The 19,615-nt window shown below is 69.7% G+C and carries 21 protein-coding genes and 1 pseudogene; 14 read left to right on the forward strand and 8 right to left on the reverse strand.

Annotation, left to right across the window (positions count from 1 at the left end; all coding sequences use genetic code 11):
• Nucleotides 1-84: 84 nt before the first annotated feature.
• The 3 genes from ACH4T9_RS18230 to ACH4T9_RS18240 all read right to left on the reverse strand — a co-directional run bounded on the left by ACH4T9_RS18230 (nt 85) and on the right by ACH4T9_RS18240 (nt 2,569).
• Nucleotides 85-1,221 carry a glycosyltransferase gene (locus tag ACH4T9_RS18230; protein WP_396672270.1) on the reverse strand — a complete coding sequence of 379 codons (1,137 nt, stop codon included), beginning with the start codon at nt 1,219-1,221 and terminating at the stop codon, nt 85-87.
• A 164-nt stretch (nt 1,222-1,385) separates the two neighbouring features.
• Nucleotides 1,386-2,399: a glycosyltransferase family 4 protein gene (locus ACH4T9_RS18235; RefSeq protein ID WP_396672269.1), complete on the reverse strand. Its 1,014-nt coding sequence runs from the start codon at nt 2,397-2,399 to the stop codon at nt 1,386-1,388.
• Complete coding sequence (locus ACH4T9_RS18240; protein ID WP_396672268.1) at nt 2,396-2,569, reverse strand: hypothetical protein; 174 nt, start codon at nt 2,567-2,569, stop codon at nt 2,396-2,398. Before ACH4T9_RS18240 ends, ACH4T9_RS18235 begins: the two co-directional genes overlap by 4 nt.
• A gap of 720 nt (nt 2,570-3,289) precedes the next feature.
• Between ACH4T9_RS18240 and ACH4T9_RS18245 the strand changes: the two genes are divergently transcribed.
• From ACH4T9_RS18245 to ACH4T9_RS18290, 10 genes and pseudogenes are all read left to right on the forward strand, one after another.
• The gene (locus ACH4T9_RS18245; RefSeq protein WP_396672267.1) at nt 3,290-4,519 is read left to right on the forward strand and encodes a S8 family serine peptidase; all 1,230 of its coding nucleotides are present in this window, start codon (nt 3,290-3,292) and stop codon (nt 4,517-4,519) included.
• A 580-nt stretch (nt 4,520-5,099) separates the two neighbouring features.
• The gene (locus ACH4T9_RS18250) at nt 5,100-5,402 is read left to right on the forward strand and encodes an urease subunit gamma (RefSeq protein WP_396672266.1); all 303 of its coding nucleotides are present in this window, start codon (nt 5,100-5,102) and stop codon (nt 5,400-5,402) included.
• Nucleotides 5,403-5,444: 42 nt separating this feature from the next.
• Nucleotides 5,445-5,780: pseudogene (locus tag ACH4T9_RS18255) on the forward strand (urease subunit beta); the annotation flags it as partial.
• A gap of 174 nt (nt 5,781-5,954) precedes the next feature.
• Nucleotides 5,955-7,673: an urease subunit alpha gene (locus tag ACH4T9_RS18260; RefSeq protein ID WP_396672265.1), complete on the forward strand. Its 1,719-nt coding sequence runs from the start codon at nt 5,955-5,957 to the stop codon at nt 7,671-7,673.
• Nucleotides 7,674-7,737: 64 nt separating this feature from the next.
• Nucleotides 7,738-8,301: an urease accessory protein UreE gene (gene ureE, locus ACH4T9_RS18265; RefSeq protein WP_396672264.1), complete on the forward strand. Its 564-nt coding sequence runs from the start codon at nt 7,738-7,740 to the stop codon at nt 8,299-8,301.
• Nucleotides 8,302-8,322: 21 nt separating this feature from the next.
• Complete coding sequence (locus ACH4T9_RS18270) at nt 8,323-9,000, forward strand: urease accessory protein UreF (protein ID WP_396672263.1); 678 nt, start codon at nt 8,323-8,325, stop codon at nt 8,998-9,000.
• A gap of 103 nt (nt 9,001-9,103) precedes the next feature.
• Entirely contained in the window at nt 9,104-9,733 is a 630-nt protein-coding gene (gene ureG, locus ACH4T9_RS18275; RefSeq protein WP_396672262.1) for an urease accessory protein UreG, read from the forward strand.
• The gene (locus tag ACH4T9_RS18280; RefSeq protein WP_396672261.1) at nt 9,730-10,647 is read left to right on the forward strand and encodes an urease accessory protein UreD; all 918 of its coding nucleotides are present in this window, start codon (nt 9,730-9,732) and stop codon (nt 10,645-10,647) included. Before ureG ends, ACH4T9_RS18280 begins: the two co-directional genes overlap by 4 nt.
• 19 nt (nt 10,648-10,666) lie before the next feature.
• Entirely contained in the window at nt 10,667-11,713 is a 1,047-nt protein-coding gene (gene yut / locus ACH4T9_RS18285) for an urea transporter (RefSeq protein WP_396672260.1), read from the forward strand.
• A gap of 6 nt (nt 11,714-11,719) precedes the next feature.
• Nucleotides 11,720-13,384, forward strand: a complete 1,665-nt coding sequence (locus ACH4T9_RS18290) for an ammonium transporter (RefSeq protein ID WP_396672259.1) — start codon at nt 11,720-11,722, stop codon at nt 13,382-13,384.
• A 69-nt stretch (nt 13,385-13,453) separates the two neighbouring features.
• Here the strand turns inward: ACH4T9_RS18290 and ACH4T9_RS18295 are convergent, their stop codons facing one another.
• The 4 genes from ACH4T9_RS18295 to ACH4T9_RS18310 form a co-directional block, all read right to left on the reverse strand.
• On the reverse strand, nt 13,454-14,194 hold the full coding sequence (locus ACH4T9_RS18295; RefSeq protein ID WP_396672258.1) for a DUF1275 family protein: 741 nt from the start codon (nt 14,192-14,194) through the stop codon (nt 13,454-13,456).
• A 320-nt stretch (nt 14,195-14,514) separates the two neighbouring features.
• Nucleotides 14,515-14,670, reverse strand: coding sequence for a hypothetical protein (locus tag ACH4T9_RS18300; protein ID WP_396672257.1), 156 nt, complete (start codon nt 14,668-14,670; stop codon nt 14,515-14,517).
• 15 nt (nt 14,671-14,685) lie between these two features.
• Nucleotides 14,686-15,081 (reverse strand): DUF3037 domain-containing protein, encoded by a 396-nt coding sequence (locus ACH4T9_RS18305; protein ID WP_396672256.1) that lies wholly within the window; start codon nt 15,079-15,081, stop codon nt 14,686-14,688.
• A complete protein-coding gene (locus ACH4T9_RS18310; protein WP_396686839.1) occupies nt 15,078-15,860 on the reverse strand; it encodes a HipA family kinase in 783 nt (260 codons plus the stop codon). The genes ACH4T9_RS18305 and ACH4T9_RS18310 overlap by 4 nt, the downstream gene beginning before the upstream one ends.
• A gap of 57 nt (nt 15,861-15,917) precedes the next feature.
• On the opposite strand from ACH4T9_RS18310, the gene ACH4T9_RS18315 reads away from it, so the two are divergent.
• Entirely contained in the window at nt 15,918-16,667 is a 750-nt protein-coding gene (locus ACH4T9_RS18315; RefSeq protein WP_396672255.1) for a TetR/AcrR family transcriptional regulator, read from the forward strand.
• Here the strand turns inward: ACH4T9_RS18315 and ACH4T9_RS18320 are convergent.
• The gene (locus tag ACH4T9_RS18320; protein WP_396672254.1) at nt 16,652-17,206 is read right to left on the reverse strand and encodes a DUF2087 domain-containing protein; all 555 of its coding nucleotides are present in this window, start codon (nt 17,204-17,206) and stop codon (nt 16,652-16,654) included. The genes ACH4T9_RS18315 and ACH4T9_RS18320 overlap by 16 nt on opposite strands.
• Before the next feature lie 275 nt (nt 17,207-17,481).
• Between ACH4T9_RS18320 and ACH4T9_RS18325 the strand changes: the two genes are divergently transcribed.
• The 3 genes from ACH4T9_RS18325 (at nt 17,482) to ACH4T9_RS18335 (ending at nt 19,568) form a co-directional block, all read left to right on the forward strand.
• Nucleotides 17,482-17,811, forward strand: coding sequence for a DUF6204 family protein (locus tag ACH4T9_RS18325; protein ID WP_396672253.1), 330 nt, complete (start codon nt 17,482-17,484; stop codon nt 17,809-17,811).
• A 71-nt stretch (nt 17,812-17,882) separates the two neighbouring features.
• Nucleotides 17,883-18,440 carry a DUF2087 domain-containing protein gene (locus ACH4T9_RS18330; protein ID WP_396672252.1) on the forward strand — a complete coding sequence of 186 codons (558 nt, stop codon included), beginning with the start codon at nt 17,883-17,885 and terminating at the stop codon, nt 18,438-18,440.
• A 357-nt stretch (nt 18,441-18,797) separates the two neighbouring features.
• Entirely contained in the window at nt 18,798-19,568 is a 771-nt protein-coding gene (locus tag ACH4T9_RS18335) for a hypothetical protein (protein WP_396672251.1), read from the forward strand.
• Nucleotides 19,569-19,615 lie beyond the last annotated feature (47 nt).

A 19,615-nucleotide genomic window follows, 5' to 3' on the forward strand; every position in this document is an offset into this window, starting at 1 on the left:
GAGCGAAGCTCGGCGCGGGCGCGCTCAGGCGGTAATCGGGCGGCGGGCTGCCGGCCGTCGTGGCGGGACGGCCTGCGGGCAGGGTCACGCCGCCGCCGCGCTGACCACCGGCGGGCGGGCGGTGGTGAGCCGTTCCGCGAGGGCGTCGTACCGGGCCGCCACGGCCGGCCAGCGCAGCTCCGCAGCCGCCGGCCGGACGCGGCCGGCCAGCCGGGCGGCCAGGCCGGGCTCGGTCAGGATCCGCCGGATCGCCTTGGCCAGCGCCACTGGATTGCCATGGGGTACGAGCAGGCCGGGCCCGTGGGTGAGCAACTCGACGGCGTGCGGGAACGGCGTGGCCACGACGGGAACCCCGGCGGCCACCGCTTCGACGAGGACCCCGGAGGTGACCTGCTCACGGGAGTCGTACGGCAGCAGGACCACGTCGGCGGAGCGGATCAGCGCGCCGAGCGCGGCCGGGTCGTGGTACTCCGACTGGTAGTCCACGGTGTGGGCGACACCCAGCTGCGCACCGAGCTGGTGCAGTCCCGCCCGGTACGCCTCCCCATGGTGCTCGATCACCTTCGGGTGGGTCCGGCCGGCGACGGTGAAGGTGGGGGTCGGGTCGAGGTCCTGCAACCGGGCGAGGGCCCGCAACGACCACTCGATGCCCTTGCCGGGGCCGAGCAGCCCCCAGGTGAGCAGGTGCGGACGGGTACGGCGTGGGGCGGAGAGGCCGGCGTGGTCGTCGGCGCCGTGCGGGATGACCGTGACCTTCGCCGGTTCCACGCGGTAACCGACGAGAAGCCGGTCGCGGGCCGTTTCGGTCATCGTGACGACCGCCCCGGCCTCGGCGACGATCTGCTCCAGCAGGGACTTCTGCCCGGCGGTGGGGTTGCTGAGCACGGTGTGCAGGACCACGATGCTCGGCACGGTGAGTTGGCGCAGCAGCGGCAGAACCTCCCGGCCGTCGGCGCCGGGGTAGATCCCGTACTCGTGCTGGACGATCGCCACGTCGAAGGCGTTCAGGGCGGCGGCGGCCTGCCGCCAGCCCGCCGGGGCGTCCGCCGCCCAGGTGTGCACGACGTCGGGCAGGGCACGCTGGTCGTCACCCCTGTCGGTGAGCCGTACGACGCCCCCGTGGGCACCGCCGGCGGTCAGGTGTGCGGCCAGGAGGGAGTTGAAGCTGGCCAGTCCGCACCGGGTCGGTGGGTGGGTGCTGAGAAAACCGTAGCTGGGCATGGCTTGGGCCTTTCGGTTGTGGGCCGCCGCCCGAGGAACAGGGGGCGTGCCCCGCGCGGGTGACAGCGCACGCGGACGGCGTCGTGGCCGGCGCAAGGGGCCCGGGTCCGGCCGCCGCGGGTGCGGGGTCCGGTTCGTCAGGGGTCGTCGGTCGTTGCGCGGGTTCAGCGGTGTGGACGGCCGATGAGGTCGTCGTAGACCGCGAGGTAGTCGTCGACCATCCGGTCCGCGTCGAAGCGCTGCCGCGCCCGCTCCCGGCACCCGGCCCGGTCGATCTTCGCGACCGTGGCGACGGCGTCGACGGCCTGCTCGACGGTGTTCACGAGCAGGCCGGTCACCCCCTCGTCGACGACTTCCGACATGGATCCGCGCGCGTACGCGACGACCGGCGTGCCGCACGCCATCGACTCCACCACCGACAGGCCGAACGGCTCGTCGAAGGCGATCGGGTGCAACAGGGCGGCGCTGGCGCCCAGGATTTCCGCGCGCCGTCGGGGGCCCACCGAGCCGAGGAAGATGACCCGTTCGCCGTCGATGTGCGGCGCCACCATCTCGGTGAAGTACCGCTCGTCCTGCACGATGCCGCAGATCGTCAGGGGCCGACCGGCGAGCCGGGCGATCTCGATGGCGGTGTGGGTGCCCTTGTCGGGGTGGATCCGCCCGAAGGCGACCAGGCCGGGGCCGGCCTCCGGGGTGAACGGCAGCCCGGTCATGTCCACGCCGTGGTGCACCGTGGCGACGTAGTCGAGCCCGGTGACCCGGTCGGCGTCGGAGATCGACACGTAGGACGACCGGGCCTTGGCGTACGCGGGCAGGATGCCGGCGCCGGAGAAGCCGTGGACGGTGGTGAGCAACGGGGCGCGGCAGTGCTCGGCGAAGGCCAGCGGCAGCCAGTCGAGGTGGTTGTGCACCAGGTCGAACTCCGCCGAGCGGGCGAACGCGTGCGAGACGTGCATCGCCTCCCACACCCGCCCGTCCATCGACGGCTCGTCGGCGTACCCCCGCGGGCAGACGCCATCGAGGGCGGCGGAGGTGACCGAGTCCAACGTCGCGAAGAGTGTCACGTCCACCCCTCGGGTGGTCAGCCCTTCGGCCAGCAGGCCCGTCACCTGCTCCCAAGGGCCGTAGTGGTGCGGCGGTGTCCGCCACGCAACCGGTCCGAGCAGAGCCACCCTCACGGGGATAACGCCTCGACGAGGTCGGCCGGATCGAGATGCAGCGTCGAGAGCAGCCCGGTGTGCTTGGCGGGGTCCACCCACTCCGGCAGCTCACGCTCGACCCAGTCGGCTCTGGCGTGCTGGTCCCGCCCGCGAAGGGCGTCGACAATCCGGTGCCGTGCGATCCTCATCGTCTGCGCTCCCTCTGTTGAACCGTGGGTACGGGTGTGGCCTCCTCCCGGCTCGGAGGAGGTAGCGGTGTGCAGGTGCCGGGCCCCGGCTCTGCGGGCCCGCGAATCTCCAGGTTGACCGAGGGGCCGGCAGTCAGGGTGCCGTCGCTGTCGCGACGGAGCTGAGCGTTGCTCACTGCCCGTCAGGGGTTGGCGGCGGCGGAATTGGCGGGGCCACCGGGGACCCGGACGACATGGCAACCGTACGCCTCATCCGGCATGAGGGCAGCCTGTGGTCCGTTTCCTTCAGCTTTCGTCGACGTCCCTCAGCGGGGAGCGGCAGGGCGTAAGCCCTCAAGGAGCACCTGGTGGTACCACTTGGCCGCGTTTTGATGATCAAGACCGGCCATACGTGCAGCTTACCCGACTTTAGACCAGTCGCCGAATGTCGGCGGCCTCCACGCCCGCCCCGAGCACGTCATCGGGACCGGTCGTGGACAGCTCGAACCGCTCGCCACGGCCCGCCACCGTCGTCCAACCCCTCAACGCCTACCATCGATTCATTTCAATCAGTACACTCGTGTCTGGTCAGCCAAGCCACGACCGGCATGATCACCAACCCGGGAACGGGTTCGCCGACGCACCTGCCGCACCTGGCTCCCCCTTCTGATCAGCACCGTCGCCCCACCGGCTCCGAGGCGGTCCCGCCCTGGGGCCGGTCCCATCCGGTGAGGAGAAGCGATGACCAGTTCACGCGTGCGGGGTCGGGCGCTCGCCTTCGCCCTGACGACCGCACTGAGCGCCGCGCTGCTCCCGGGTGGACAGGCAGCCGCCGGGACCGCCGCCGAGGGAACCATCCGCTACGCCGGCACCGCCGACGCCGTGCCGGGCAGCTACCTCGTCGTGCTCCGGGAGGCCCCGGTCCGGACGTCGGTGGGCGCCGCCGCCGCTGAGGTCGCCAGAGCGGCCGACCGGCTGCGGGCCCGCTACGGGGGCACCGTCGGCCACGTCTACGGCAGCGCCGTGGCCGGATTCGAGGTACGACTCACGGAGCGGGCCGCTCGCCACCTCGCCGCCGACCCGGCGGTGTCGTACGTCGAGCAGAACCGGGTCACGCCGCTGATCGGCCCCGGCGTGCAGACCAACCCGCCGTCATGGGGACTGGACCGGATCGATCAGCGGAACCTTCCGCTCGACGGCCGGTACGCCTACCCGAACACCGCGCACAACGTGCACGTGTACGTCGCCGACACCGGTGTCCGGGCCACCCACACGGACTTCGCCGGCCGGGTCAGCGGCGGGATCGACCTCGTCGACGGCGCCCTTCCCGCGGACGACTGCAACGGCCATGGCACCCACCTGGCCGGCACGATCGGCGGCACCCGCTACGGGGTGGCCAAGGAGGTCCGGATCCACCCGGTCCGGGTGCTCAACTGCACCGGCAGCGGCACCACCGCCACGGTGATCGCCGGGATCGACTGGATCACGGCGAACGCCCTCCGGCCTGCGGTGGTGGAGCTGGCCATCGGCGGCCCGGCCACCACCACCCTGGACACGGCGGTGACCAACTCGATCAATCGGGGGATCACCTACGTCACCGCCGGGGGCAGCTCGGGCGGGAACGCCTGCAACAACTCGCCCGGCCGGGTGCCGGCCGCGCTGACCGTGGTGGGCACCTCGTCCACCGACGCCCGGATGCCGAACGGCAACTACGGCGCCTGCATCGACCTGTTCGCCCCGGGGGCGAACATCCCGTCCACGTGGCACACCGGCGACGCCGCGACCGCCACGATCAGCGGCGGCTCGGCGGCCTCGGCCCACGTGGCCGGCTGCGCCGCGCTGGCCCTGTCGGCCAACCCGGGCTGGACCCCGGCCCAGGTCGCCAGCTACCTGGTCGGCCGGGCGACCGCCGGCGTCGTCACCGGCGTCGTCGCCGGCACCCCGAACCGTCTGCTCTACTGCGGCCCGTGACTCCGGGACGCTCACCGGGCGTCACGGGCCCGTCGCCGACGACCGGTGGGCGCCCCGCGGCGCCCCCCGCTCGGCGACCTCGGACGCAAGGTGTCTCCGGCCCGTGGGCCGGAGACACCTCCACCTTCAGGACCACGATCGACCCCACTCCCGATCGTGACAAAGCACCGCTGGATCGACAGTAGCGGCCGCTCCGCCGCTGGCGGCGGCAGGCGAGGAGGGCGCCCACGAGCGCCGCGCCGGCCCGACAGGGACCGCTGTCCGGGTGCCTCCGGCGCTCCTGGCCACCACCGACCTGATCGGTACGGGAAGGGCGATCGTGCCTTCTGCGGTGCGTCGCACCGTCCCGCTGGCTGCCCGGGTTGCCGCTGCCGATGTTCGCCCGCTGCGAGGTTTCGACTCCAGCCACAAACACCGAGGGCTACTGATAGCCTCCGTTAAGCGACCGGGACAAACCAGTCGTAACGGGTAAATACCCCCAGTCTCGCCCGAGGTGTCCGCCGCCGCGTCAGGCCGGCCGCCGCGCCTACCCGGACTGACTGGCGGCTCTCTCGATCGACAGTCGCGAAGGATCAGGACAGTGCATCTGACACCGAAGGAATTCGACAAGCTCACCATTCTCTCCATGGCGGTGGTGGCCAATGCCCGACGGGCCAGAGGAGTGAAGCTCAACCATCCCGAGGCCGTCGCGGTGATTTGCGCCGCCGCAATGGAGGGGGCCCGCGACGGCAAGACCGTCGAAGAGGTCATGAATGACACGCGCAACGTCCTCAGTGCGGACGACGTGATGCCCGGAGTGGGGGAAATGCTGCCCATGATCCAGGTGGAGGCGGTCTTCACCGACGGCTCGCGCCTGGTCACCGTCCACTCACCCATCCGATAGGGGTACAAGCGGAGACGTGTTCTCCAGGAAAGCGGGGGCGAAATGGCCAAGCAACATCCCGGCCCTAACTCGAAGCACCTTCGACCCATCGGCGGCTACCTGCTCAGCGACCAACCGCTGGAGCTCAACGCGGGTCGACCGGTCTCCGAACTCGTCGTGCACAACACCGGCGACCGACCGATCCAGGTCGGCTCGCACTTTCACTTCTTCGAGGCCAACCGCATGCTGGCGTTCGACCGCGAAGCGGCCTTCGGCAAGCGGTTGAACATCCCGGCGACGACGTCGATCCGCTTCGAGCCGGGCGACAAGAAGACGGTACAGCTCATTCCCTTCGGTGGCACACAACGGGTCTACGGGTTCAACGGATTGGTCCAGGGCTGGACCGGCTCCGGCCCCATCCCCGGCTACCGTCCCGACCGGTCCGAGGCGATCCACAACGCCAAGACCCGGGGTTTCAAAACCAGCCCGGAAAACCAGGAAGACACCAAGAGCAAGAAACAGTAGTTCCACTATTTCGCGGGCTGTCCGACCTCGGGCACGGGAGAGACTTCGATGAGCCAGATTTCACGCAAAGAATATGCCGGAATGTACGGCCCCACGACGGGCGACCAGATCAGACTGGGAGACACCGACCTCCACATCGAGATCGAGAAGGACCTCCGCGTCCTCGGCGACGAGGTCATGTACGGCGGCGGCAAGACACTGCGCGACGGCATGGGCGTCGACAATCAGTACACCAACGCCGCCGGCGCCCTCGACCTCGTCATCACGAACGTGACCATCGTCGACGCGACGCTCGGAGTGGTCAAGGCGGACGTCGGCGTCAAGGACGGCAAGATCGCCGGCATCGGCAAGGCGGGCAACCCGCGCGTGATGGACGGGGTCACCCCCGAACTGGTGACCGGACCGGGCACCGACGCCATCTCCGGCGAGCACCTCATCCTGACCGCCGGCGGCATCGACGCGCACGTGCACCTGGTGGCGCCGCAACAGGCGTACGCGGCGCTCAGCAACGGTGTGACGACGCTGTGGGGCGGCGGCACCGGGCCCACCGACAGCACCAACGGCGTGACCATCACCCCCGGCCCGTGGAACATCCAGGCGATGATGCGGTCCTTCGAGACCATCCCGATCAACATCGGCATCATGGCCAAGGGCAACAGCAGCGGCCGCGCGCCCCTGGTGGAGCAGATCATGGCCGGCGCGCCCAGCTTCAAGATCCACGAGGACTGGGGTGCGCCGCCCGCCGTGATCCGGTCCTGCCTGGCCGTCGCCGACGAGTACGACGTGCAGGTCAGCATCCACACCGACACCCTCAACGAGAGCGGCTACATCGAGGACAGCATCGCCGCGCTCGAGGGCCGGACCATCCACACCTTCCACACCGAGGGCGCCGGTGGTGGGCACGCGCCGGACATCATCAAGATCGCCGGCCAGCCGAACGTGTTGCCGAGCTCGACCACCCCGACGGTCCCCTACGGCATCAACAGCCAGTCCGAGCTCTACGACATGATCATGGTCTGCCACAACTTCAACCCGGCGGTCCCCTCGGACGTCGCCTTCGTCGAGAGCCGGATCCGCACGGAGACCATCGCGGCCGAGGACGTGCTGCTGGACGAGGGCGTCATCTCGATGATGCAGAGCGACTCGCAGGCCATGGGACGGGTCGGCGAGACCTGGCTGCGGACCATCCAGCTCGCCGGGCAGATGAAGACCGTTCGCGGCAAGCTCGCCGAGGACTCGGCCGCCAACGACAACTTCCGGGTGCTGCGCTACGTCGCCAAGATGACCATCAACCCGGCCATCACCCAGGGCATCTCGCACATGCTCGGGTCGGTGACCCCGGGCAAGATGGCCGACCTGGTGCTCTGGGAGCCGGCCTTCTTCGGCACGAAGCCGAAGCTCGTCCTCAAGGGCGGGCTGATCGCCTGGTCGATCATGGGCGACCCGAACGCCTCGCTGCCGACACCGCAGCCCGTCTACTACCGCCCGATGTTCGGCGCCTTCGGCAGCCAGCTCGCCAAGAGCTGCGTGACCTTCGTGTCCCGCGCCGCCCACGAGAACGGGATCGGCGAGCAGCTCGGCCTGCAACGGCAGATCCTCCCGGTCTACCGGACGCGGGGCCTGACCAAGCGGGACATGGTCCGCAACGACAGGATGCCGAAGCTCGAGGTGGACCCGGAGACCTTCGCGGTGAAGATGGACGGCGTGCACGCGACCGTGCCGCCGGCCAGGAATCTCCCTATGAGTCAGCTCTATTTCTTCAGCTGACACCCGGCAGGACGTCTTCCCGATCGTGCCCGGTTCCGGCACACCCGCGTGAAAGGAGAAACCAGTGCTCATCGAAACGGTGCTGGGCAATGTGAGCGAGCCGAGCTGGATCGCCCGGCTGAAGGAGGCACGGGTCGACGATCTCGTGCTCGACCAGTGGGACGCCCAGAAGAGCCGGCTGCGCAAGGCGACCACTTCCGGCGCCGAGCTGGCGGTCTCGCTCAACCGTGGCGTCCGGCTGCGCGACGGGGACATCCTGGCCTGGGACGATCTGACCGCCACGGCGGTGGTGGCCCGGGTCAGGCTCGGCGACGTGATGGTCGTGCACCTCGACGGGCTGCACGGGGAATCACCTGACCTGGTGATCCGCTCGGCCGTCGAACTCGGCCACGCGATCGGCAACCAGCACTGGCCGGCCGTGGTCAAGGGCGCGAAGATGTACGTCCCGCTCACCGTGGACCGCAAGGTCATGGACTCCGTGATGCGGACCCACGCCTTCACCGGGATCACCCACGAGTTCGTCCCCGGCACCGAGATCATCGCCTACCTCGCGCCGCACGAGTCGCGGCGGTTGTTCGGTGGCGCGGACTCCACGCCGCACACCCACCTCCCCGCCAACCTGAACTGAGGGGGCCGGCCGGTGCGCGCGATGGTCGAGACACTGAAACTGTTGCAGTTCGGCGACTCGGTCTTCCCGGTCGGTGCCTTCTCCTTCTCCAACGGGCTGGAGATGGCCGTTCAGCACGGCGTCGTCCATGACCGGAGGACCCTGCAGGACTTCGTCCGGACGGTCACCCGGCTCGCCGCCACGGGGGACGGCGTCGCGTTGCTCGCCGGGCACCGCGGCGCCGCTGCCGGCGACCTCGACCGGATCCGGCACGCCGACGAGGCCGTCTGCCTGCGCAAGATCAACGAAGAGATGCGGACCATGTCCGTACGCATGGGACGGAAGCTTGCCGAGGCATCGACCCTGATCGTCGGGGAGTCGCTGCTCAAGAAGCGGATCAGCGAGTCGGCGAACGGGGTGCCGGTGACCTATCCGGTCGCGCTCGGCGTGCTCTTCGCCGAACTCGGGGTGAGCGAGGAGGACGCCTTCGCAGCCCACCAGTACGGCGCGGCCTCGATGGTGCTCGGCGCGGCGCTCCGGCTGATGCGGGTCGACCACCTCGACGCGCAGTCGATCCTCTACGCGGTCAACGAGAAGGTCCCCGACGACTACCGCGAGGTGCGCACGGCGAGCCTCGACGACATGCAGAACTTCGCTCCCCATATCGACGTTCTGGCCGCCGCGCACCAGCACGCACACGTACGGATGTTCATGAGTTGAGCGCCCCTGGCCCAACCCGTCGGGCCTCCGGATCACCCCGGAGAGATTCCGGCATCAGCAGGTCCCGAATTTGGTGAAACCTTCCAGAAGCAGAGGTCACGTCATGAAGTCGGCAAGTCGTATCGGAGTGGGCGGCCCGGTGGGCAGCGGTAAGACCGCGATCATCGAAGCCGTCGTGCCCCGCCTCGTGGAGAACGGACTGCGGATTCTGGTCATCACCAACGACGTGGTCACCACGGAGGACGCGAAGCACGTGCGACGCGCGCTGACCGGGGTCCTGGTCGAGGAGCGGATCATCGGGGTGGAGACCGGGGCGTGCCCGCACACCGCCGTCCGCGAGGACCCCAGCATGAACCTGGCCGCCGTGGAGGACATGGAGGCCCGCTTCCCCGACAGCGACGTGGTGCTGATCGAGAGCGGCGGGGACAATCTCACGCTCACCTTCAGCCCGGCCCTGGTGGACTACTTCATCTACGTGATCGACGTCGCCGCCGGCGACAAGATCCCGCGCAAGAACGGCCCGGGGATCTCCAAGTCCGACATCCTCGTGATCAACAAGACCGACCTCGCACCGTACGTGGACGCCGACCTCGACGTCATGGCGCACGACGCGGATCTGATGCGCAACGGAAAGCCGGTCGTCTTCACCAACTGCAAGACGGGTGACGGCATCGACGAACTGGTCTCACTGGTCCGCCGCAACGCGCTGTTCGACGCCGAAGTGGTCGCATGATCTCACTGGACACCGTCCGGGAACTGGAGCCGTACCAGGACCAACCCGCCCAGTTGCCCGCCGCGTCCAACGGCAAGGTCGGCGTGCTGCGGATGGGTTTCGAGCGACGCGGCGACCGGACGATCCTGGACGACCTCTACCGGCAGTCGCCGTTGCTGGTGCAGCGGGCGCTCTACTGGGACGAGGAGATGCCGGGGCTCCCCTGCGTCATGATCCTCACCACCTCCGGGGGCGTGCTCCAGGGCGACCGCCTGCGGATCGACGTCGACATGGCGCCGGGCAGCCAGGCCCACCTGGTCACCCAGGCCGCCACCAAGATCCAGGAAATGGACGCGAACTACGGCACCCAGATCCAAACCTTCACCCTCGCCGACGACGCGTACCTCGAATACCTTCCGGAACCCGTGATCCCCTATCGGGGCAGCCGGTTCGTCACCGACAGCCGGGTGCGGCTCCCCGAGAGCGCCACCATGCTCTACGCCGAGGTGCTGCAACCGGGCCGGAAGTACTACCGCGACGGCGAACTCTTCGCCTACGACCTCTTCTCCTCCACGCTGCGCGCGGAGCGGCCCGACGGTCGGCAGTTGTTCGTCGAGAAGTTCGTGGTCAGCCCCGGACGGTTCGAGGTGGCCCGGACCGGGGTCATGGACCACTTCCACATCTTCGGCAACGTCGTGCTGCTCACCAGCCCCGAGCGGGCCGCGCGGGTCTTCGACCGAACCGCGACGCCGGTCTGGGACACCGAGACGCCGCTGGCCAGCGCGGTCAGCCGGCTGCCGAACGACGCCGGGCTCATCTTCAAGGTCCTCGGGCAGGAGACGGAGCCGGTTCGCGCCGCGGTACGCGCCTTCTGCGTGGCCGCCCGCGAAGAGGTGACGGGCCGGACCTTTCCGCCGGCATTCAGCTGGCGATGACGAGGCGAAGGAGAGGGACATGACCCAGGTCGTGCGGGGCTGGAACGGTCTGAGCGACCGCAATCCGCTGATCGAGTTCGTCGACGCGTGTCTGCGCGGCGCCGCGCAGGTCGTCTTCCAGAACAATCCGCTCTCCGGCCTGCTCATCCTCGTCGCGATCGCCTGGGGTGCGATCGAGAACGGGCAGCCCCGGATCATCGGCGGGGCGGTCCTCGGTCTCGTCGTGGGCACGGCCACCGCCATCGTGCTCAAGGTGGACCGGCCCTCGTTTCGGAAGGGACTGTTCGGCTTCAGCCCGCTGCTGACCGGGATCGCCGTCCCGACGTTCCTCGACGACCGGCCGTTGATGTGGCTCTACCTGGTGCTCGGCGCCGCGGCCACCACCGTGGTCACCCTGGCCCTGAACAGGGTCTTCAAGACCTGGGGGCTGACCGCGTTCACCTTCCCGTTCGTGCTGACCACCTGGGTGCTGTTGATGGGCGCGTACCAGTTCAACCGGTTCACCGTCCTGACCGGCCTGAAGCCGAAGTTCCCCGGCGAGGGGCCGCTGGCCGGCGGCCGTTTCGACTGGGACCTCATCCCGACCCTGTTCCGTGGGATCTCCCAGGTGTATTTGACCAACAGTTGGGTCAGCGGGCTGATCATCCTGGTCGCCCTGCTGATCAACTCTCGCTGGTCGGCGCTGTTCGCAGTCGTCGGCAGCGCCGGCGCGACCCTGCTGGCGCTCTGGTTCGGGGCCGACGGGCTGTCAATCGACAAGGGGCTGTACGGCTTCAACGCGGTGTTGACGGCGATCGCGGTGGGCGCGGTGCTGCACCGTCCCGGTGTGTTCGTGACGATCTACACCCTCTTCGGAATCGCCTTGACGCTCTTCGTGCACGTGGCTCTCGCGACGGTGCTCACCCCGCTGGCCATTCCCGTGCTGACCGGGCCGTTCAACATCGCCACCTGGCTGTTGTTGCTGCCCCAGCGGCACTTCGGGCAGGTGCCCAACCACGACAGCGTCAAGGAGACCATCGACTCCGCGGCGAAACGCACCATCCAACCCTTGCACAAGGAGAGGTGAGGTCCCGTGCTCGCTCAGAACGCGGTGAACCCGGGCGACACCGCCTGGGTGCTGGTCTGCGCCGGCCTGGTGCTGTTCATGACCCCCGGGCTGGCCGTCTTCTACGGTGGCATGGTCCCCGCCCGCAACGTGCTCGCGATGCTGCAACAGAACATCATCGCGCTGGGGGTCGTCAGCCTGACCTGGGTGCTGGTGGGGTACACGATCGCCTTCGGCGACGACGCCGGCACCGGCCTCTTCGGCAACCTGGAGCTGCTCGGGCTGACCGATCTCAAGGTCCCGCCCGCACCCAGCCTGCATGTGGCCGCCGGCCAGGTGACCATTCCGACCCTGGCGTTCATCGCCTTCCAGATGATGTTCGCGGTGATCACTCCCGCGCTCGTCACCGGGGCCACGGCCGGCCGGCTGAAGCTCGCCGGCTGGGCGTTGTTCCTGGCGGTCTGGTCCATCGTGGTCTACGCGCCCGTCGCGCACTGGCTCTGGCACCCCGACGGCTGGTTGGCCAAGTTCGGTGCCCAGGACTGGGCCGGCGGGATGGTGGTCCACTCCTCGGCGGGAGCCGCGGTCCTGGGGATACTGCTGGTCGTCGGCCGCCGCCGTAACTGGCCACACACCGCCGCCCCGCCCAACTCGATTCCATTGACCATCATCGGCGCGGGCATCCTCTGGTTCGGTTGGTTCGGGTTCAACGCCGGCGACGGGCTCCAGGCCAACGGGGTGGCCGCCCAGGCACTGATCAACACCCACGTCGCCGCCGCGGCCGGCATGCTCGTCTGGCTGGTGGCGGAGCGGCTCAAGGACGGCCACTGCACGGTCGTGGGCAGCGTCACCGGTGCGGTCGCGGGGCTGGCCACGGTCACCCCCACCGCCGGCTACGTCAACACGCTCTCCGCCATCGCCATCGGCACCATCGCCGGCATCGTCTGCCATACCGCGCTCCGGCTGAAGTACCTGTTCCGGCTCGACGACGCGCTGGACGTCCTCGCGGTCCACTTCGTCGGCGGCATGCTCGGCTCGCTGCTGCTCGGCTTCTTCGGCGACAACGGCATCAACCCGCTGGGCGTGGACGGTCTCTTCTTCGGCGGCGGCGGGTCCCTGCTCTGGCACCAGATCGTCGGCGTGGTGACCGTGGTGGTCTTCTCCTTCGTGCTCAGCTGGGCGATCGCCGCCGCCGTGCAGGCGGTCGTCGGGCTCCGCGCCCCGGCCGACACGCAGGACAGCCTCGACCGGACCCAGCAGGACACCGACGCGTACCACCTCGGAAGCGTCGCGGGACTGAGTGGAACGGGGGCGACCCAGCGCGGCAACCGGCGCGGGCGGGGCCGGTCCGGCGATCGGCCCACCCGGGGGGCGGCCCAGCGGGACAGGCTGGTCATCGCGATGCTGGATCCGGTTCTGCTGCCCGACACCCGGGAGTTGCGAGACACCCTGCTCGGCGCGGGAGCCAGCTCGATCGTGGTCTCCGACGCCACGGTCTCCACCGCCACGCCGGCCGCCCTGGCGCTGCCCCGGGGCTACTGGCAGGAGCAGGATCTCCTCGACCGGGTACGGGTCGAGGTGCTGGTGGGGCAGGAAGCCACGGCCGCGGTGCTGGACGTGCTCAACCGGTACGGCGCCGACCGGTCGGAGAGCTACGTGCAGGACGTCCGGCCCGCGACGGACCTGCACTGAACGGTTCGGGTCGACAGGCCGGTGCCCGGAGGCTGCGCGGGCGGACGCGGGGGCCGGCGTCCACCGCTCTCACGTCCCGGCCCGGACCCGGCGGACCAGCAACGCCACCGGCACCAGCGCGAGCAGCCCCCAGGCCGGCACCCAGTGGGGTCGCTGCTGCGCCACGGCCCCGATGCCGCCACCGATGGAGTAGCAGACGAGCGTGAGCAGCCCGAGCAGCGATGCCTGCCTGGCCCGGTTTCGGTCGGTGCCGGAGGCGGCGAACCACCGGACGATGTGCCCACCGGTCTTGACGACCGTGCCCGACTGGTACGTGATGGTGGTCGTCACCCCCGCCGTGCGGACGAACAGCGTCGTGAAAGCGCCCGTGGCGAGTCCGCCGGCAGCGGCCAGGACGGCCCGCGACACCGGGCCGTCCTGGCCGTGGTGGAGCAGGACGTTGAGGAACGTCCAGAGCGACAGGCCGAGCGTCGTGGCAGCCAGGCCGCGTAGGGCTGGCGACCAGCGGCCCGGCAGGGAACGAATCCAGGAGACCACGCCGGCCGCAGCGGCGAAAGCGACCAGCGAGGCGCCCGCGGCCGGCCAGGCCGGGTGCCATCCGGCCGGACCGATACCGAGGAAGATGAGGTTGCCGGACTGGTTGGCGACGAACGTGCCGTAGCGCAGGAACGCGAAGGCGTCCAGGAAGCCCGCGGTGCCGGTGCAGAGCGCCAGCACCGCGATGGGGCGACGGAACTCGCGGTACGACTCCTCCGGCCCTGGCCGGGCCGGGTCGTCCGGTGACGGCGGCGCGGGTTGCGAGCTACTCATTGTCGTCGGCACCCCCGGGGCGCACACGTCGGGGGCGTCGCCTCGACCGGACCGCAAACCTACCCCATGTTACTGCATTTCGGACATAAGTTGCTCAAGGGGCTGGTCTGCGGGCCGGATCCACGCCGAACCGGGGAACCCCTCAGGTGGTTGCGGACGCAAGCCTCGTCGCGGCAGCCGACCAGGCCCCGGCGTCGCCGGTCGGCTCGTACCGGCGGATCTGCCGGGTGGCCCGCGGCAGCGACCGCATCGCGGTCAGGCCGGGCGGTGACCCTGAGCGTCCGCCCCTGGACATCCGCGTCTCCCAGGCGTCCGTCCCGTCAGAAGTTCAGCCTGTCGATGTTCTCGGCGGTGAAGGTGAACGGATCACCGAGGACGACGACGCCATCCTTGCCGGCGGTGAACTCGCCCAGCTTGCCGGCGGTGAACGAGGGTGCACGTCCCCCGCCGGTTGCAGGTCGTGATCGTGGACGCACCTTCCGCCGGTGCCGTCAGTGCACCAGCCGACCCATCAGCCGCTTGAGTTCAGCGGCCGGATCCGTGGTGAGGCCACCGTGCACCGGACTGGTCTGGATCACCGTGCTGCGCGGCGCGGTGAGCCAGCCGAACCGTGCCCGCCGGGTGCCGGCAGCGATGCGGCCCGCACCGGGATCACCCACGCACACGGCGCGGATCGCGTCGAGGGCCGCGGAGACCATGTCGACGTCGACGTCGACGTCCAGCGCGCGCAGCCGTTCGACGTCCACGTGGACGGCGGCACCGAGGAAATCCGCACCCGGGCAGTAGAGCAGGGCCCCGACATTCACCTGCTCGCCGCGGTCGACCCGGGGAACAGCCCGCAGCAACGCGTAGTCGAAGCCCAGGGCGGGGATCGGGCCTGCGGTCACGCGATCGCCTCCGTCGGCCACCAGCCACGCTCGCCCATCCGCCGGGCCAGCAGGTACTCGACGTATCGCTGCCGCAGCTCCGCCGGGTCGGCGTCCTCCGTCACGGAATTCAGGCTCACCAGGAAGCTGTCGGGCACCAGGGCGACGACCTCCGCCAGGAGCTCGGCGGTCACGATCGCCGCCAGCTCGGCGTCCAACGTCGCGAGGACCACCGGGCCCAGCTTCGTCACGAGGTCCGCGAGCACGTGCTGGGACAGGTCGTACCGGCGGTCGGCCCAGGCCGCGACCGATGGCCAGGAGTGCTGGAACAGCAGCGCGGCGCCGTGGTCGATCGCCCACAACTGGCGATGCCAGATGAGCAGGTTGGGGTTGGACCAGGTGCGGTCCACGTTGGCGGTCAGTGCGTCCAGCCAGTAGATCCGGGCGGCTTCCTCGGGCGGCGGCTCCCACCCGACACCGTCGTAGCCCACCGATCCCGGCAGGAAGTCCATGCCGAGGTTCTCCCCGGCGCTGGCCCGCAACAATTCCTGAACCTCCTGGTCCGGCTCGCGGCGCGCCACCTCCGGGTCGACGCCGATGACGGCGAGCTCGGGCACCCGGATGCCGAGCCGGCGGCCGAGTTCACCGACGACGACCTCCGCCACCAGGGCCGCGCTGCCCTGCCCCGCTCCGCGGAACTTCACGACGTACGTCCCGTCGTCGTCCGCCTCCACCACCCCGGGTAGGGAACCGCCCTCCCGCAAGGGAGTCAGGTACTGCGTTCCCGTTACTCTCTGCAACAGAATCCACCCTCACTGATCACTGACTCACATACTGAATCGTATCGGCATACGATAGTGTATCCGAGTTCACGGAAGGGGTCGATCATCATCAACAAGAGGCTGACGCGGCAGGAAAGTCGCGAGATCACCCGCAAGGAGCTGCTGCAGGCAGCAGCGGAGCTGTTCGCCGAGTGCGGCGTCAACGGCACCTCGGTCGAACAGATCGTCGAGCGTGCCGGCTACACCCGGGGCGCGTTCTACGGCAACTTCGACGGCAAGCACGAGCTGGTCCTGGCCCTGCTGGAACAGCGGACCGAGCACGAGCTCAAGGAGGTCCAGGCGCTCAGCCTGCGGGCGGGCTCGTTCGAGGAGACGATCGAGCACCTGCGGGGCTGGCACCGCGAGCGGGACAAGAATTTCGCGAGCTGGCTGGCGCTGCGTACCGAACTCTGGCTCTACGGACTGCGCGATCCGGAGATGCTGCCGCTGCTGGCCGATCGAGAGCGGCGTTCCCGCGAGGCGATGACCCAGGCGCTCGCGCAGGGCTTCGCCGCCCGCTCGGTCACGCCACCCGCACCGGTGGAGCTGCTGGCCCTGATCGTGCACGCACTGGACGACGGGCTGTCCATCCAACGCGCGCTCTCGCCCGACGACCACACCGCCGGAAACGTCATGGACGCGGTGGATCTCCTGATCAGGTCCTGGACCGCCCTGGCCCGGACCGGCGCGAACGAGCCCACCGACCCGCCCGGCTTGGGAAACGACACCCCTCGCCCATCCGACGACCGCCGCCGCGAGGACCGCTCGGCTCAGGCGCGCTCGTAGGCGGTGCCGGCATGGTTGCGCTTGAGCAGGCCCTCGTCCACCAGGGCACGGCGCAGGGTCACCCAGTCGTCGAACCACTCGGCGCAGAGGGCGTTGACCCGGGTCTCGGGGTACACCTCGCCGGGGGTGAAGGTGTCGACCACCACGGCCAGCACCCGGGAGCGGATCTCGGCGTCGCCGGGAATGGCGGTGATCCGGCCACGGCGGAAGTACGCGCCCGCGCCGTGCCCGCCGCTTCGGCCGCCGACCCGGATCTCGGCCTGGACCGCGCGGCGGAAGGCGTCCTCCACCGGGGCGTACGAGTGGGTCGCGCGGTCCTCGGCTGCGATCCCTCCGTCCACCAGCTTGCGCAGCGCGCTCGCCGTGACCTTCTGGGTCAGGCCCGCCCGCTCCGCCACCGACCCCACGGTGCGCGCGCCGAGCACGAGCGCGGCGAACGCGGCACGGCGCGCCGGCTCGGCGAGCAGTCCGACGATGTCACCACAGGACGGCGGGCGCTCGTCGGAGCCGGCCGGCGGTTCCGGGTCGACAGTGGACACCGGGCACCTCACCTCGGGATCGCTGGCCGGCGTCGGCCGCTGCCGGATTCTTGCACTTGCACAACGTAGCAGTCACCGGCATTTCAGATACAGTATTGCATTAGAATACGATCCTGCATTTGGGGCGCATCCGAGGAGGCCGCCATCGCTGCCACGGCCGACCCGGGAGCAGACGCGCCGCGCCGGCCCGCCCGGCGACTCCCGACGCCCCACGCCGGCCGTCCCGGGCGGCCGGGCCACCACCGCCTACACCCCGATGTGGAGATCCCGCAGCCATGAGCAGCAACACCTACAAGGTCATCGTCCGCGGCAAGTTCGCCCCGCTCACCGAGGAGCAACGCGCCTCACTGCTCGCCCAGGCCGACGAGCACGACCTCTTCGCGGCCAGGTTCACCGACGAGGGCACGGTGACCTACGAACGGCCCCTGCGCGTCTTCACCTTCCGCTGCCTCGTACCCGTCACCCCCGACGACAGCGAGGCAGTCGTCTTCGGGAAGGCGGAGGAGGCCGCAACGGCCGCCGTCCGCAAGCTCGGCGCGGACAGCACCGACCTGCACTCGGTCTCCAGCGACCTGGAGAACATGCTCCGACGGCGGCAACGCTGACCCTGTCGGTACGCGCCCCGGCGCATCAGGCCGTCGGGCACTCGTTGAGTTGAAAGGACGCGAGCCGTCTCATGACCCCTGAGGAATTCACCCTCCTGTTCTCCGAGCCCGCCCCGCGTCGGGTGTTCTGCGCGGTCGACCTGGGTGGGGCCACCCCCACGGAGATCCTCGCCGCCTCCGGCCTCGATGCGTCGGAGGCCGCCCCGGCCATCGGGAGGCTCCTCCGGACCGGGTTGCTCAGGCCCGACGGGCCCGGTCGCCTCGCGGTGAACGAGGAAACCCTCGCCGCCGTGGCGGCGGTGGCCACCCTCCGGCAGGAGGAGCAGGCCGTCGCCGAGCAGCCCGACCCGCAACTGCGCGGCTTCGTCCGCGGGGGCGTCCTCGCGCACCTGCCGGAGGAGGACGCCGACGCCCGCCGAACCGTGCTGCGGCACGTCGCGGAGACGTCCTTCGCCCCTGGTGACGGGTACGACGAACGCCACGTCACCGATCGCCTGCGGCCCTGGTGCGCGGGTGGCGCGGTCGACGCCGTCCACCTGCGGCGTCTCCTCGTCGACGGCGGCGTCCTGCGGCGGGACTCCGGGCGGTACGCGCTGGTCACCCCGGACGGATCCGTGGTGACGCGGTGACGCGGTGACGCCGTGACGCCGAAGACGACGCGACCGACGTGGCCGGCCGTCCGCCCTTCTTGCGGCGCTCGGTCCCGGCGGTGAGATCGGGGCCCCGACACCTACCGTTGCGCCGAGCGAGGTGCTGTCTGCGAGTTGCGAACGGCGACATCCACCCCGCCCACATCGATCGATGGTTGACAATCTATCGATGATTGGTCTGCCATTCGATTCACGCGATGAGCGCCCTTGCGATCATCGATGAATCGCCCCTAGGATCCAAGCCAGCGCCCCTTGAAACTTCCAAGTAGTCGCTTACGGCGATAGTGATTGCGTTCCCAACGCACCTTTCGGTGCCCGGAATTCCAGGAGAAACGCATGACGGAGAAAACGTCGGTGAGCCGACGGAAGGGGCTTGCTGCCTTGGGCCTGACCCTGGGCGTGACCCTGCTGGGCGCGGCAGTGACGCCTTCGGCGCAAGCCACGGCGAATGCGGCGTCAGAAAGTCGGAGCACCACCGGTCTCGCCGCAACGTCGTACAGCGTCACGATCGTCAACAACTCCGCGATCGACGACGAGAACGCCATCGTGTTCCAGCAGCAGCCGACCCAGCCGTCGGACGTGCACTCGCTGGCCTGGCTGTCGAAGATGTGCCACGCGGGCACCAGCGTCACGTTCTCGTGGACGGTGGACTACAACTTCGTCTGGGGTCAGACCGGAACGCTCAAGCCCGGCGTCAACTACGATGCGGGGCAGATCATTCCAGCCGATCTCGATACCGCGAACACGGTTCCCCTGTCGTACATCAAGGACGGTTTTGAATTCGGCAAGCCGACCTCAGGGGCCGCCAGCGGGTCGCTTGTCATCAACGAGGACGACACGGTCCCCGGCCCGGATTCGTCCGATCAGGGAAGCGTCGGCATCGGGATGTCGGGAGCGGGAACGTTCGTGGTATCGACACAGCCGGACACCGGGGTCCAATTCGAGATCACCCCGACCTACTGGCTGGCATTCGGCAGTTACGAGGCCGGCACCGTCGTCAGCGAGGACATTCTGACCAGGCCCTACCAGTTGCAGTTCCCGGACGGGGCGACCAAGGCCGTCGCCACCTTCGACGGCAAGAACTGGACGGTCGAGTACGGCGGATAGCCAGCACGGGAACCGAAGGCCGCACGGTGGAGGGCTGGCCAGCGACC

The sequence above is a fragment of the Micromonospora sp. NPDC020750 genome (genome assembly GCF_044334565.1).
Taxonomy (GTDB): domain Bacteria; phylum Actinomycetota; class Actinomycetes; order Mycobacteriales; family Micromonosporaceae; genus Micromonospora.

Bases quoted from the DNA above. Each gene is read 5' to 3' on its own strand.
- ACH4T9_RS18330 (WP_396672252.1), top strand. From the start codon at position 17,883: ATGACCCCTGAGGAATTCACCCTCCTGTTCTCCGAGCCCGCCCCGCGT.
- ACH4T9_RS18280 (WP_396672261.1), top strand. From the start codon at position 9,730: ATGATCTCACTGGACACCGTCCGGGAACTGGAGCCGTACCAGGACCAA.
- ACH4T9_RS18260 (WP_396672265.1), top strand. From the start codon at position 5,955: ATGAGCCAGATTTCACGCAAAGAATATGCCGGAATGTACGGCCCCACG.
- ureG (WP_396672262.1), top strand. From the start codon at position 9,104: ATGAAGTCGGCAAGTCGTATCGGAGTGGGCGGCCCGGTGGGCAGCGGT.
- ACH4T9_RS18245 (WP_396672267.1), top strand. From the start codon at position 3,290: ATGACCAGTTCACGCGTGCGGGGTCGGGCGCTCGCCTTCGCCCTGACG.
- yut (WP_396672260.1), top strand. From the start codon at position 10,667: ATGACCCAGGTCGTGCGGGGCTGGAACGGTCTGAGCGACCGCAATCCG.
- ACH4T9_RS18295 (WP_396672258.1), bottom strand. From the start codon at position 14,194: ATGAGTAGCTCGCAACCCGCGCCGCCGTCACCGGACGACCCGGCCCGG.
- ACH4T9_RS18240 (WP_396672268.1), bottom strand. From the start codon at position 2,569: ATGAGGATCGCACGGCACCGGATTGTCGACGCCCTTCGCGGGCGGGAC.
- ACH4T9_RS18335 (WP_396672251.1), top strand. From the start codon at position 18,798: ATGACGGAGAAAACGTCGGTGAGCCGACGGAAGGGGCTTGCTGCCTTG.
- ACH4T9_RS18230 (WP_396672270.1), bottom strand. From the start codon at position 1,221: ATGCCCAGCTACGGTTTTCTCAGCACCCACCCACCGACCCGGTGCGGA.
- ACH4T9_RS18325 (WP_396672253.1), top strand. From the start codon at position 17,482: ATGAGCAGCAACACCTACAAGGTCATCGTCCGCGGCAAGTTCGCCCCG.
- ACH4T9_RS18270 (WP_396672263.1), top strand. From the start codon at position 8,323: ATGGTCGAGACACTGAAACTGTTGCAGTTCGGCGACTCGGTCTTCCCG.